This window comes from Shewanella marisflavi (assembly GCF_002215585.1).
GTDB classification, from domain to species: Bacteria; Pseudomonadota; Gammaproteobacteria; order Enterobacterales; family Shewanellaceae; genus Shewanella; species Shewanella marisflavi.
Genome location: NZ_CP022272.1, coordinates 3,342,500 through 3,356,109 on the forward strand (window position 1 = coordinate 3,342,500; position 13,610 = coordinate 3,356,109).

Genomic DNA, 13,610 nt, shown 5'->3' on the forward strand with positions numbered 1-13,610 from the left:
AAAAAAAGCAGCACCCAGAGCGATTCCGATGCTGCTTTTTCAGGCTTAGCTGATGACTAACCTTGGCGACGACGCCACCACATTACCGGTAGTAGTAGCATCACAAGACCACCTAAACTACCTGCGCCATCTGGCTTAGTCCAACCAGGCTCTTCGGTGTTTTTGACCTCGATGCTAACAAACTCGCTGACGCTTTCTCCGTCAACAGTTACCGTGAGCTCAAACACAAGCTCTTGGTCAATATTGACGCTAGGTGACGTCACATCAAGTGTCAGGCCAGTAGCGGTATACTCTGCCGAACTTCCAGATACCTGCTTCCAGCTATAGCTAGCGCCTTCTGGCGCATCGGCAACAGTTGCTGTGATAGAAGTAGCATCACCTTCGTTCACTATGGTGGTACCGGCAAACTCCACATTCAGACTCAAAGGCACATTGATCACGCTTAAGCTCACCGCTTTGCTTGTTTGCAAAGTGCCGTCGCTGATGGTCACAGTAAAGTTCAACGTCTCGTCGGCGTTAACCATTGGTGCAGTCAGAGACAATATTGCCTGGTCACCAACAAGCGTTTTCTCTTCACCAAGGACTTGCTCCCACTTATAAGTCAGAGCAACGCCTTCACCAGCAGTGATTGCAGAAGCGTCTAGGGTGTATTCAGCGCCTTCGGTGACACTCTCAGGCGTTACAAGATCACCGTCGACCACCAAAACGGGGTTTGGGTCGTCACCACAGACGGCACCATACACTTCTTGCACTAACTCTGGACGGTCAATGAAAGGATTACGGTTACCCTGGTATTTATATACCTGGTTGTTACGGTTCTGCTCATAACTATCAACAGGGTCTAACTTGTTCCATGCATACAGCGTACAGAGCGTACCAATCAGCGGAGCGCTATCCTCGTCTGTCGTCGTTAAACGATCAACGGCAACGAGATCAGGCATATTAGTCGTCGCGGTATCGGTTCCTTGATAGCGGGTATCCATATACATGATCATACGGGCGACATCGCCTTTCACTTGATCGCGAGGCTCCCAGCAGTCGGTAGTCAAGTCCAGATAGTTACCGGTACCCACACCATTAAATAGCACCTCTTCACCTGTATCCTTACAGGCTCCAAAGTCATTATTGCTTCGCGCCGTGTTGATACCAGGATCAGAAGGACGTAGGTGATGGGCATCGGTATACCCCCACTGAGACTCGCTTGGGAAGCCATGGCTCTTGGCCCAAACGTGTTCACGGTTCCACTTGCCGACACCACTACCGCTCGTCTGGTTGTCGTACTTGGAAATCGACTCACCTGTGTAGATTTCGATAACATTTTTATCGTTAGCGGAATCTTGGTCAGCGTAGGTCAATGCACTCCATACCTGCTTATAAGTCAGTTGCTTATGATCTTTAGCAATGATAACTGACAAGGCATTCTTCAACTCTTCTGCATTGGCAAATTCGCCACTCAAAACCTCTGAGTAATAGATTTCGCCATTGAAACTAGCAGGATCGGCAACCGGAGTCAGGGTCTCACAACCCGTACAAGGACCTGTTTCTGGCTTTGGCTCTGGAGGCGTGACAGAACCATCACATGCCCCCTCACCAGCACAACCCAGACCATCAGCGGTATCGCTATCAAATACGGCCCATTGGTTGTTGGCACCTGGGAAATCGGCTTCGGCTACCGTGTCACCAGCAGTGACACTGGCTTTACGACGCAGGGTCTTATTTTGAGTAGAGAAGTTGGCGTCGTTTGGATCTGTCCAGGCAGACCCCGGATCTTCACCGCGCTTCCCGAAGCGATCGATAACCACATCATCTTTGGTCAATACCAGCGCATCGTCACCGTTAAAGTAAGTGACGGTAGATGCACTGCCTTTCTTAAACGCTTCAGCGGCACTTGCGTTGTGGAATATAACGCTCTTGCCTGGCTCCAGAATGCCAGTCAACGTCTCTGTATTACCTGGATCAGTGCTTCCGTTGCCAAACAGGGTCAGCTTATAAACGTTGGCATCCAGATCGATAGCACTGCCACCGACGTTGGAAATCTCAATCGCTTTATTGTTGCTGCTGCCTTCAATATATTCGGTAATCAAGAGTACGCCAGGCGTCGCTTCAGAACTACAAGCGCCTTCACCCGGGCAGCCAAGGCCGTCAGATGTGTCTTGGTCGAAGACCACCCATTGATTGTCAGTACCGGGGAAATCCGCCTCGGCTAAAGTATCTCCAGTGGTGACGCTGGCTTTACGACGCAGTGTCTTATTTGCAGTAGAGAAATTCGCATCGTTTGAATCCGTCCAAGCCGAGCCCGGATCTTCACCACGCTTACCGAAACGATCGATGACTGCATCGTCTTTGGTCAATACCAAGGCATCATCACCGTTGAAGTAAGTGACGGTAGATGCACTGCCTTTCTTGAACTCTTCAGCGGCACTCGCGTTGTGGAAAATAACGCTCTTGCCAGGCTCCAGCGTACCAGTCAGCGTCTCGGTATTACCTGGGGCAGTGCTTCCGTTGCCAAACAGCGTCAGCTTGTAAACATTGGCATCAAGATCGATAGCGCTGCTACCTAGGTTGGAAATTTCAACGGCTTTGTTGTTGCTGCTGCCTTCGATGTATTCTGTAATCACTAAATTAGCACTGGCACCTGTTGATAGGCTGCCCAAAACCATAGCAGTAGCCGCAGCAACTGCATTCTTTTTAATTCTCATAATCGTATCTCTATTTAAATCCTTGATGGGAAACGCACTGCCCAAAGGCAGGCGTTTCATTATCGAGATCAACGCTTATTTGCGAAGACGACGGCGCATAACAGCCAGCCCGAACAGGGACAACAAGCTGATGAAGCCGGTGCTACCAGCCTTACCATTACCGCCAGTGTGATCGACTTCCTCTTCGACAATGTCTGCAATCAAGGCGTCGCGGTTAGATACCTTAGCTCGGAACTCTTGCTTAGATCCTGCTACCAGTTCACCATCACGCAGTAGGCTTACGGTGACCTTGTAGATAGCTGACGGCGCGCCAAAGACCTCGAAATTCACCAAAGCTGTCTCTTCATTCGCAATGACAACATTAGGCAGAACCATTTGGGTCAAATCTAAGCGCTGTTCATCATCTGCTGGCGTCATGCTGATGGTCGCAACATCGCCAACTTGAACAATGTCAGCTGGGAGCTGGTAAGGAACCTTGATCAGTTTTCTCAGTTTTGGCAGGTTAAGCGGCACGTTAGCATCCGCATCACCTGGCTTATAACTCAGGGTAATGAGTGCTGGGTCGTGGTCCGACGCGCGATAGATGTCTGGTTTATAGAACTTATGCGTACCAGTACCGTCGATGCTTCCTTTAAAGCGATTTTGATAGTCATACAGCCCTGTCTCTGCCGCATTAACATGCCAGTCAGTCGCATCAATCACGCGATCTTTTAGAGAGGGTGAGATCAAGATATGGTCAAGTGAACCAATTTCGTCACTGAATGAGTAACTCCATGGTGTCTTGCCCTTCTCCTTAAACTTTTCACCAACGATATCTATGTAGCCATAGGTCTTAGTGATAGTGACCGGAGAGCCATCTTCGTTAAACTGGGGCTTAGGTCCAAGGAAAGTGTGGCTAGCGGTAACAATCGTCTTGTTACGTGGGTTCTCAGTAAGCACCAGTACTGGATCTTCTTTACCATAGGCGTTCAAATCACCAAGGATAATCTTATCCCCTGGAATATCTTCCATCTCTTCGCCTAAGTGCACAGCGCCAGCGACGCGGAACTCGGCACAAGATCCTTGGTAATCAAGATCCGGAGCAGTACGGTTGTTCCAAGTCGTGGCATTACCAAACTCAACACCTTGCCACTCTTCCCAACAAGTAGAGCCTTTTGACTTAAAGTGATTGACTGATAACGTCAAGCGCTTACCTGTTTGGTTAATGATAAAGGTTACAACCAAGGCATCACGATGGTAATTCTGACCGTTCTCAAGAATCTCCTCGTACTGATCTTTGATCACCTCACCGAGATTGTTCACTATGGTAGGCGCTTTCTGTTGAGGCATTGGGATAACGCGAGTACGTTCAATGCTCATCTTGCTTGGACGATATATGATACCGGTAGCGATGGCGTCAGAACCAATGGCGTCCAGGTTATCCAACATTTGATTGCCGTTGTTGTCGAAGCCAACAAACACATAACGGTTCTCTGTGGAGTTAGGGCCATTATAATCTTGAGCGCGCTCTTCCACATACTCGATATTGACCTGGTTGACGATCTCAGCGATAGCACTGGCATCACCAAAACCGTTGTTTTCAATCTCCATCAGGGCCATTACATCGGCATCCTGAGCACGGATAATTTCTACCAGCTTAGCTCTCTGATTAATGTATTCATCATAGCTATCTGCACCTCGGCTTTGACCATAGTTGTTATTGTCGCCACCGAAAGGAGAGTTGAAGAAGTTAAACAGGTTCTGACTGGCAACGCGGATAGCAAACTCATCTTTTGCCACGTTCTCTTTCAGATCAGGCTTAGTCGTACGCGGTAGGTTGTGAATAAAGTTATCACTGGTCAACTGGTTGGTGATCGTCAGGCTGTAATCCTGATCATACTTGTCAGTACCTGGGATCAACTCAGTTTCATATTGACTGATCACACCCTGGGCGTTAACCAGACTATCGTCGATACGAATATAGTTGGTGTGTGGGTCACTGTTGAAACCAGCGTAATAAGGTATTTCGGTACCATTTGACTTAGTGGCACTTTCAATCACTAAACGATAGTCATTGTTTTGCTCATAGGCCGCCTTAGACTCAGGGCTTCCCGCAACATGCAAATGGTTGGGCTGCAAGTTAGGACGCTTATAAGCCGCCACCATGTTGTTACGGTTATGCCCTTTTTGACTGTCGAGGTAGTTGTAACTGAAGCTGCGAGTGATACGCATATCTTGGTTACCTTCAGTCTGAGGATCCAGATCTGTAGGCAAGCTAACTAACATACCTTCGTAACGCTCTAGGGTCTTATCGAAAGAGCCGTTATCGGCTTCTAGCACTTCAATGGGAGTCGCGACGGTTACGGATATGCTGGAGTCGGTAACTTCCCAAGTATCTGCAGCAAGCGTAGTTTGGCCTTCCAATTCAGTGACAACGCTGCCAAGGCAAACCTTCTTACCCACCATACCGCTGTCTGCACTGCCACTCTTAACGAAGATACCGTCAGAGGTCATTGGGTCGCCATCAACTTGCACATCCCGCAGATAAAAACCTTTATTGGGTAGAGATACAACTGCAGTAACAATACCTTCTACGGCAACCTTCTCGTTCTCTATAGGAGAGACAAATCCAGTTCCTTGAATAGCATTAATGCGAGTAAGGTTCTCACACACAAAGGGGACATATGCTTCGGCAAAGTTGGGCGCACCTACCGTTTCAGTAGTGAGTTCAAGTTGTTCCCATTGAGATGCATTGTACTTATCTGATTGAGGTGGTGGATTGCCATCTAGAGTCAACCTGCGGCGAAGAGTGACGTTCTTAGCCCAAAAACTGGTGTCATCGACACCACCAATACGGTCTATGGGTTTGCCATCATGTTGGATGAAAAATCCGTCATTCCCGCTTAAGTCTAAATGGGAATAGGTCGATGGGTCGCCATCACTAATTACGTAGGTTCCACCGTTACCCGTTACCGTATCTTTGTAGTCTTGGCTGGCATCCTTATTAAGAATGACCAAAGACTTACCAGGTTCAATGGTTGCTCCAGTCAAAAGAGGAGTACCATCCGCCTTTTTCAGTTCATTATTGTATTTACCGTTACCACGCAAAAATGCTTTGGTTGTATCGGTGAAAGTAAAGGCTTCTGTTGCATGAGTATTGGTGATCTCAACAGCGCTCATTTCTGCACCAGGATCGGCAGGGTAATGATCTTTTTGGGTCATTTCGGTGATCAGCAGGTCTTCAACGCCAGCAAAGGCGCCCATGCTGATGGTGCTGGCAATGGCCAGCGACAGGAAACTTTTCTTCATAGTAAACTCTATAAAATTGAATTCGATTCGGACTAGAAGTAGATACGCGCGTACGCATAGCCAGCTTCAGGGGCTTCGCCAACTCGGCCTTCTACAGACAGCACGATGTCGCGGGCAGGACGATAGTTGAAACCTAAACTGGCCCACTGACGCTCTTTTCCGTACTCAGGTGGCAGCTCAGAGTAGTCGTAATTCGGACCGATCAAATCCCAGCCCTCGTACTCTTCATGGTTTACAGAACCAATTAATTCCCAATGTTCATTCAGATCGTACTTAGCACTAACCGTTAGCCCCTGATTACGGAAGGTCTGATAATCTAAGTGCACTTCACCACTCTTGCGTGTGGATAGGTCTTCATCTTCTAAAAAGCCATTTAAACCAATAGAAAAATCAGGCATCACTTTCAGTCGAACACCCACCCCTATCTGTTGCTGTTCACCATATTTACTGATGCCGTTAGAACCGCCGCGAGTTTCTAAGCCAACCACGACAGATACCAGATCAGACATCCAGCCAACATATCCGTTAACTATGTCACCTTGCAGAGCACCACTCTTGTGTTCACCCTCGTATGAGTAAGAAACGCCGAAAATAAGGTTTTCAAACGCAGCTTGATATTTAACAGTGTTTTCTTGATCACCGGCTTCACCCGTTTCAACAGACTTGTTGAAAGTGAAGTCACCAAAGTGGTCATAATCGTCGAATGCAGTATCGGTTAAGCCGAGTTCAATCCACTGGTTATCGGTTAAGAGATAGCCTACGTACAATTTGTCGATGGCCAACTCAAACTCACCGTCGCCGCCAAGCCAGTTACGACGTTGGTAATCGAGTTCAAGACGATAGGTAAACTGTTGACGTTGACCCTCCACGCCCATGGTGGCGAAGCTATCATCGACATAGCCCTTGGTATCGTAAAACTCATCATGGTTGTAATCTGGATGAGTATCAAAATGCCCACCAACACCTACTTCACCATATAAGCGAACGTGATCACCTTGATTATCACCATCTAACATCACCGCGCTCACTGAACCCGCACTAAGCATTGTGGCGGTAGCGATTGCAACTACAGATTTTTTTAACATTCCTGTTACTTCCAATTAGTAATTTGTCAGCCAATAGTTGAAGGCCGAACTTAAAATTAAAAATGTTTATTAGTAAATTCTTAAACTGCCAACTACTTAGGTAGGTGGAGCACTCGATGGCGATATCGACGATACCTTGATTACGCTTTTCATATATCAACCCCATTTTTATAATAATCACGCTAAATCCCATTAACGTGCGCCGCGATTGTTGCAAAATGTAGCAACAAAAAAAAGAAGGGTTAGTCACATTTGAAGTGCATAAATGGTTGTTAAGAAAAGAAAAATAGCCCAGGAATGACCACAACAAAGAACAAGCTAAAAACACGTAGAGCATAAACTCTAACTAATCATAGGCTTAACAAAAAACAAGGTTGCCTGTTATTTTTGTGTAACTTGATGTGAAATTTGAATGTTTTTTTTATGAAAAACTAAATTTAGATCACTAAACTGCCACTACAAACTAGAGGTGGGTCGTAAAATCGGTAAATCTGCCGTTTTTAACCACACTTTAAAGTAGAAGTTATCAGCCCCTCATTGGTAACCCGCCATGATTAGAATGATTTAAGCACTCTCGAATGTACAACCAGAACCACCAAGGTTTTATACCTTCTCCGATAACTCAAACAGGCATTTACTGACCTTTAATACTGCGGTTTTGCCGTTAAAATTTAACTGATGGAATATGGTGATTTTGTAATTGCAGAATGCCAGTGTTTAACTCAAGAGAAATTTCAACTCTTAGTAGCAAGAATAGTAGCGATGACTTTTTTTGGGGGGGGAGATTAGAAATCGATCTATAAACTTAAAAACTTATTGTAGAAATAAGATGTGGCCTTGAATAACAAGGTGCCAACGCAACTCTTGATGATTAGGTTTATCGAAGGGCGCCATAAAAATCAGAGTCCGAACTGAATTTGACTCATTTTTACCCAGCGCCATTTTTCAATTAAGTCCACACAAACATCGATAATTGAAGCTTTCAATCAAGGGGATATATGGACTTTGTGCTTAGCGTTCCTACCTAAGAACAAAACTCGAAATGACAGGCGTTCGCCTGAGACCAGCGCAGCAGCTCGACACGATTGCGTGACTGTGTCTTACGAAAGATAGAAGAGATATGGGCCTTCACCGTATGCTCGCTGATACAAAGACGATCGGCAATCTCCTTATTGCGGGCACCGCTTGAGACCAGCTGTATGATGGTGCGCTCGCGGCTGGTTAACTTTTGCAGCATGGCCACCATGTCTTGAGTCAGCTCCACCCCGCTATCTTGGCGGTTAACGAGTTGGCGGAACACCTTAGAGATCAGAGGTCTGTCATACCATAGCTCGTCATTCACCATCTTACGCAGGCCAGTTAACAAGAGATCCATCCGCTGGTCGGAAAAGAGTAAACCGCGTACGCCAAGTAATAGCGCCGATTCGGGCTCCAGGGTGCCGCGATCCACATGATAGAGGGCCAGAGGCACATGGGGGAGTAAACGGGCGACAATCAGGGGCACACCCTTGCTATCTAACGCTGCGCCTTTTTGAGCGATCAGATAAAAACTGTTGCGGTCTCGCTCAGGATCTAAGTCGCTGACCTGACGCGCTATACGTGTCTTTAACCCGATAGATTCGGCCAGAACGGCCAAATGACATTGTGTCGAATCTTGATGCAGGAACACCAGTTCATCAATTTTACTCATACGCTTCTCTCCCTGAAAAGCATTTCATCGCATCATCAATCATAATGAGTTCAGCTATCCCTATTATTTATCTTTATGAACTTCCTTTCCAAAGTCCAAGTCATCACCGAATTCAATCGACCAGGACTAGTAAAAAAGTGTGTCAGCTATATTAGCTAACTCTGGTGAGAATAGTTATCACTATTGGTTATATCAAGCTAATTTATCACATCAGAAGCATATAATAATGCTTCTGATGCCGGAGACAAGCTACAGATTATTATTGCTTTTTCAATTTTTGCAGCAGACTATCATGCCAGCGAGACAGTAAAATGACACACGCTAGGGCGCCGATCAAGGCCATCCCCATGTCTGACTGAGTGTCCCACACATAGCCCTGGGTACCGAGAAATGCCTCGGCATCTTCGCCCGTTGCCAACGCCACCCACCACTCGATCAATTCATAGAAGGCCGACAATGCCAAGGCAAAGCAACACACCACAAAATGACACCAGGCTCCAGGTTTCACCACCTCAAGACGCAGAAACACCTCTCTTGCCAATAACGCAGGGATAAAGCCCTGGGCAAAATGGCCCACCTTGTCATAGTTATTGCGTTCGCTGCCCATCCATTCGGCTATGGTGTCAAACAAGGGCACCTCGGCGTAGGTATAGTGTCCGCCAACCATAAGAACAACGGCGTGTATCAAAATCAGGCCATAGGCCAGTGAAGTCAGCGGAAAACGTTTGCGGGTGAAATAGAGGATAGGCAAGGCGATCAACGCAGGGACAACCTCTAAAAACCAGGTAAAGCTATCTTTAGGTTCAATCCCTGACCAGATCAGCACGGCGAAAAAAATTGTGAGCCACACAGTGCTTTTATTCAAAATAAGAACTCCTTAGATGATATTGTTTTAATATCAGAATAATAACTTTAGCCATCTAGCCCTCCACACTGACCAAAAAAGGTGCTATTTTGTGGAGGCATTGACATGCAACAGATAAAAATCACCATAAGAACAGGGCTTGTAGACCTTTCTGGGCGCATTTTTACGGCAACACAGGTACTTTGCGCTTAATCACTTTCTCTTTGTAGTCATTCTACACAAGTAAGCAAGAAAACAGCATAGAGTCACCATTAACCTTGCGCTGCAAGGCTAAGCGTCCTGCCGCTATCGATGTTAATCGCTTAATCTGGATTTGCACCAAGTATTAGGCCATTGAGATCTAAGGGGAACAGGTCTGTGGGTAATAAAAGCCGCCCTAAAAGCGATACTGACCTAGCAACAACCGACAAAGAGGGTACCTAAATCATGGCGAAACATTCGCTGGACAAGGATAAGATCAAGATCCTGCTGTTGGAAGGCGTCCACCAATCTGCGGTAGATGTATTCAAGCGTGCAGGTTACAACAACATCGAATATCACAAGGCATCACTGGGGGAAGAGGCGCTGCTAGCCTCGATTAAAGATGCACACTTTGTTGGCATTCGATCTCGTACCCAACTGACCAAGAGCGTGCTGGAACAGGCGGAAAAACTGGTCGGGATAGGTTGCTTCTGTATCGGTACCAACCAGGTTGACCTTGCTGCGGCAGAAAAACTGGGCATTCCTGTTTTTAACGCTCCTTTCTCCAATACCCGCTCGGTCGCCGAACTGGTACTGGGTGAGATCATCATGTTACTGCGTGGTATTCCACAACGTAATGCCCTGGCTCATCGTGGCGGTTGGCTCAAGAGTGCATCTGGTAGCTTCGAAGCCCGTGGTAAGACTCTCGGCGTGATTGGCTATGGTCATATTGGTACTCAGCTGGGGATTCTGGCCGAAACCTTAGGCATGCGTGTTATCTTCTTTGATATCGAAGACAAGCTTCCCCTAGGTAACGCGCAGCAGATCCACTCGCTAGAGCAACTGCTTTCCCTAGCCGATGTGGTCAGTTTGCACGTGCCTGAAACCCCGCAAACCAAGAACATGATTGGCAGCAAAGAGCTGGCAGCTATGCGTCAAGGTAGCATTTTGATCAATGCTTCACGGGGGACTGTGGTGGATATCGATGCCCTGGCCGAATCGATCCGCTGCGAGCATATCGTCGGCGCCGCCATCGACGTCTTCCCGGTTGAACCTAAGTCCAACGATGACGAGTTTATCAGCCCACTACGCGGCCTGGACAATGTCCTGCTGACCCCTCACGTTGGCGGCAGCACTCAGGAAGCGCAAGAGAATATCGGCATCGAAGTGGCTGGTAAACTGGCGAAATACTCAGATAACGGCTCAACCATGACGGCCGTTAACTTCCCTGAAGTATCGCTGGCTCAGCATAAAGACACCTCACGTCTGCTGCATATTCACCACAACCGTCCCGGTATTCTGATCAAGATTAACCAGGCCTTCGCCGAGAAGGGAATCAACATCGCGGCCCAGTACCTGCAAACTACGGCAGAGATTGGTTACGTGGTGATGGAGGTCAACTCAGATCAGGCCGATGAGGCCCTCGAAGAGATGAAGGCGATCGACGGCACTATCAGAACCCGTCTGCTGCACTAAGCGCAAACTCGCTCTTCCCCAAAAGGCATCACCTAGGTGATGCCTTTTTAATGCCCGAAGGCTCTCATCCTGGTTTCGCCGATAGGCTTTGCTGGCGCTAAAAAGCAATTTACTTCATAAATTTAACCAATTCCCGGCATCATTTTGAAGATTCATCCTCCGCCCCCTTTAAAATTAATCCTGCGCCACTATATTAATGACAATGAACCCATAAAGGTTACAATCGACCTTTAGCCTCTCCCATTCGCCCAGGAACATGATATGACGCTTACCGTTTCTCAACCTCAATGGTCTCTTACCGAAAAACTGCCTCCCGTCGTCTTCTGCCAACTGTCTCATCTTGGCCTTATCTCAGTCACGGGCGAGCAGGGACGCAGCTTTATTCATGGTCAGGTCACGACAGATATCAGCTCGCTGACAGACGACCAATGGCGCTGGGGCGCGCACTGCGACCCTAAAGGAAAAATGCTGGCTAGCTTCAGAACCTTCTCCCATCAAAAGGCCCTGTTGCTCTTGATGCCCAAAGAAACCCTGGCCTTAGATCTGCCTCAGCTACAAAAGTATGCTGTATTTAGCAAGGCTGAGCTGGTCGATGATAGCGCTAACTGGTTATTGCTGGGCGTGACAGGCCTTGATGCCGCTAACTGGATGAGCCAACACTTTGGGGAGCTAAGCCCATCACTCACCACAGTACCAGGCGGCGTTATCTTACGTGACGGCGAGCGTTTCATTCTCGCTATCAAGAGAGAGGCTCAGGCAGAGTTACTGGCCAAGATAGAGCAGCCCATCTACGACTATAGCGTCTGGCAGGCCGAGGAAATTGCCGCCGGGCTGCCCAATATTTATGCCCGTCACCAGGGGCAATTTGTGCCGCAGATGTGTAACCTGCAGGCAGTCGATGGCATCAGCTTCACCAAAGGCTGCTACATGGGCCAGGAAACCGTGGCCCGCATGAAATACCGCGGCGGCAATAAGCGCGCCCTCTATATTGCTAAAGGCACCGCCAGCCACGCGCTACGTCAAGATGCGCAGCTTGAGATGCAAATGGAAGAGGGAGAAGGCTATCGCCGTGCTGGCAGCATACTGGAATCCGTACAACGTGACGGTCAATTGCTGCTAACCGCCGTACTACCCAATGATACCGCCATGAGCGCCAAGCTCAGAGTGGCAGGCGATGAGGCCTCCGAGCTGTCCCTGGTACCACTGCCCTACTCGCTGGATGAAGAAGAGTAAGTCAGCACAAAAAAGGCGCGATAAGCGCCTTTTTTTATTACTTGCTGTTTTAACTAGGTTCTTCTTAATTATTCATTGTCGTTATGGGTATCGCGGATCTTCACCGCCTCACCGACGATCACCTTGAAATGCTCCACCAGCTCAGGGTCAAAATGTTTACCCGCTTCACGCTCAATCAGCGCCAGGGTATCTTCTATGCTCCAGGCCTTCTTATAGGGTCTGATGGAAGTCAGGGCATCGAACACATCCGCAATAGCGACGATGCGCCCCTCGATGGGAATATCTTTTCCCGCCAGCCCACTGGGATAACCCGAGCCATCCCACTTTTCATGGTGAGTCAGTGCGATACGCCGCGCCATCTCCAGCAGGGGATCCGGATGCTCGCCGATGATCTCGGCGCCTATCTCGGCGTGACGCTGCATCTCTTGCCATTCATCTTGGTCTAACTTGGCAGGTTTCTTCAAGATGGCATCTGGGGTGCCTATCTTGCCGATATCATGCATGGGCGAGGCGTTGTAGATCAGCTCACAAAAACGCTCTGACATCCCGGCCTGGCGGGCCAACAAACGCGCATAATGACTCATGCGAATAACATGCATCCCTGTCTCGTTATCCTTGTACTCGGCGGCGCGCCCCAGTCGGCGTATGATCTCCAGGCGAGTGTCCGTCAGCTCTTGAGTACGCGCCTTAACCTCCTGCTCTAATAAACGCTTCTGATCATAGAGGGCAAGATGAGTCTTTACCCTGGCCTTCACCACGGGAGCGCTGACAGGTTTGGTGATATAGTCCACCGCACCGAGCTCAAAGCCCTGGGTTTCATCGGAGACATCGGTCAGGGCGGTCACAAAGATCACCGGAATATGGCTGGTCTGAGGCTCCTGCTTGAGGCGTTTACACACCTCATAGCCATTCATCCCCGGCATCATGACATCGAGTAAAATGAGATCCGGGGCATTCTTAGTCGCGATCGCCAGGGCCTTGGGGCCATCGATCGCCACCTTAACCTTGTACTCATCGCCTAAGATCCCCACCAAGATATCGATATTCTCAGGGGTGTCGTCCACAACCAATATCGTGGCCTTCTCCATCAATCC

Annotated in this window: 8 protein-coding genes; 2 read left to right on the top strand and 6 right to left on the bottom strand. The window is 48.2% G+C overall.

What is annotated here, in order from left to right:
* Positions 1–56: 56 nt before the first annotated feature.
* The 5 genes from CFF01_RS14790 to CFF01_RS14810 all read right to left on the bottom strand — a co-directional run bounded on the left by CFF01_RS14790 (position 57) and on the right by CFF01_RS14810 (position 9,627).
* Complete coding sequence (locus CFF01_RS14790; protein ID WP_198387061.1) at positions 57–2,699, bottom strand: endonuclease; 2,643 nt, start codon at positions 2,697–2,699, stop codon at positions 57–59.
* Between the two features lie 75 nt (positions 2,700–2,774).
* A complete protein-coding gene (locus tag CFF01_RS14795; protein ID WP_088905299.1) occupies positions 2,775–5,987 on the bottom strand; it encodes an ExeM/NucH family extracellular endonuclease in 3,213 nt (1,070 codons plus the stop codon).
* A 32-nt stretch (positions 5,988–6,019) separates the two neighbouring features.
* Entirely contained in the window at positions 6,020–7,072 is a 1,053-nt protein-coding gene (locus CFF01_RS14800) for a hypothetical protein (protein ID WP_088905300.1), read from the bottom strand.
* 1,024 nt (positions 7,073–8,096) lie between these two features.
* The gene (locus tag CFF01_RS14805; protein WP_033540616.1) at positions 8,097–8,762 is read right to left on the bottom strand and encodes a helix-turn-helix transcriptional regulator; all 666 of its coding nucleotides are present in this window, start codon (positions 8,760–8,762) and stop codon (positions 8,097–8,099) included.
* A 259-nt stretch (positions 8,763–9,021) separates the two neighbouring features.
* Positions 9,022–9,627 carry a DUF2238 domain-containing protein gene (locus tag CFF01_RS14810; RefSeq protein WP_033540617.1) on the bottom strand — a complete coding sequence of 202 codons (606 nt, stop codon included), beginning with the start codon at positions 9,625–9,627 and terminating at the stop codon, positions 9,022–9,024.
* Between the two features lie 426 nt (positions 9,628–10,053).
* On the opposite strand from CFF01_RS14810, the gene serA reads away from it, so the two are divergent.
* Complete coding sequence (serA, locus tag CFF01_RS14815; RefSeq protein WP_033540618.1) at positions 10,054–11,283, top strand: phosphoglycerate dehydrogenase; 1,230 nt, start codon at positions 10,054–10,056, stop codon at positions 11,281–11,283.
* 261 nt (positions 11,284–11,544) lie between these two features.
* Positions 11,545–12,516, top strand: a complete 972-nt coding sequence (gene ygfZ / locus CFF01_RS14820) for a tRNA-modifying protein YgfZ (RefSeq protein WP_088905301.1) — start codon at positions 11,545–11,547, stop codon at positions 12,514–12,516.
* Positions 12,517–12,584: 68 nt separating this feature from the next.
* Here ygfZ and CFF01_RS14825 read toward each other — a convergent pair whose 3' ends face one another.
* On the bottom strand, positions 12,585–13,604 hold the full coding sequence (locus CFF01_RS14825; protein ID WP_088905302.1) for a response regulator: 1,020 nt from the start codon (positions 13,602–13,604) through the stop codon (positions 12,585–12,587).
* Between the last annotated feature and the right edge of the window lie 6 nt (positions 13,605–13,610).

Bases quoted from the DNA above. Each gene is read 5' to 3' on its own strand.
- CFF01_RS14790 (WP_198387061.1), bottom strand. From the start codon at position 2,699: ATGAGAATTAAAAAGAATGCAGTTGCTGCGGCTACTGCTATGGTTTTG.
- CFF01_RS14800 (WP_088905300.1), bottom strand. From the start codon at position 7,072: ATGTTAAAAAAATCTGTAGTTGCAATCGCTACCGCCACAATGCTTAGT.
- CFF01_RS14825 (WP_088905302.1), bottom strand. From the start codon at position 13,604: ATGGAGAAGGCCACGATATTGGTTGTGGACGACACCCCTGAGAATATC.
- CFF01_RS14795 (WP_088905299.1), bottom strand. From the start codon at position 5,987: ATGAAGAAAAGTTTCCTGTCGCTGGCCATTGCCAGCACCATCAGCATG.
- ygfZ (WP_088905301.1), top strand. From the start codon at position 11,545: ATGACGCTTACCGTTTCTCAACCTCAATGGTCTCTTACCGAAAAACTG.
- serA (WP_033540618.1), top strand. From the start codon at position 10,054: ATGGCGAAACATTCGCTGGACAAGGATAAGATCAAGATCCTGCTGTTG.
- CFF01_RS14805 (WP_033540616.1), bottom strand. From the start codon at position 8,762: ATGAGTAAAATTGATGAACTGGTGTTCCTGCATCAAGATTCGACACAA.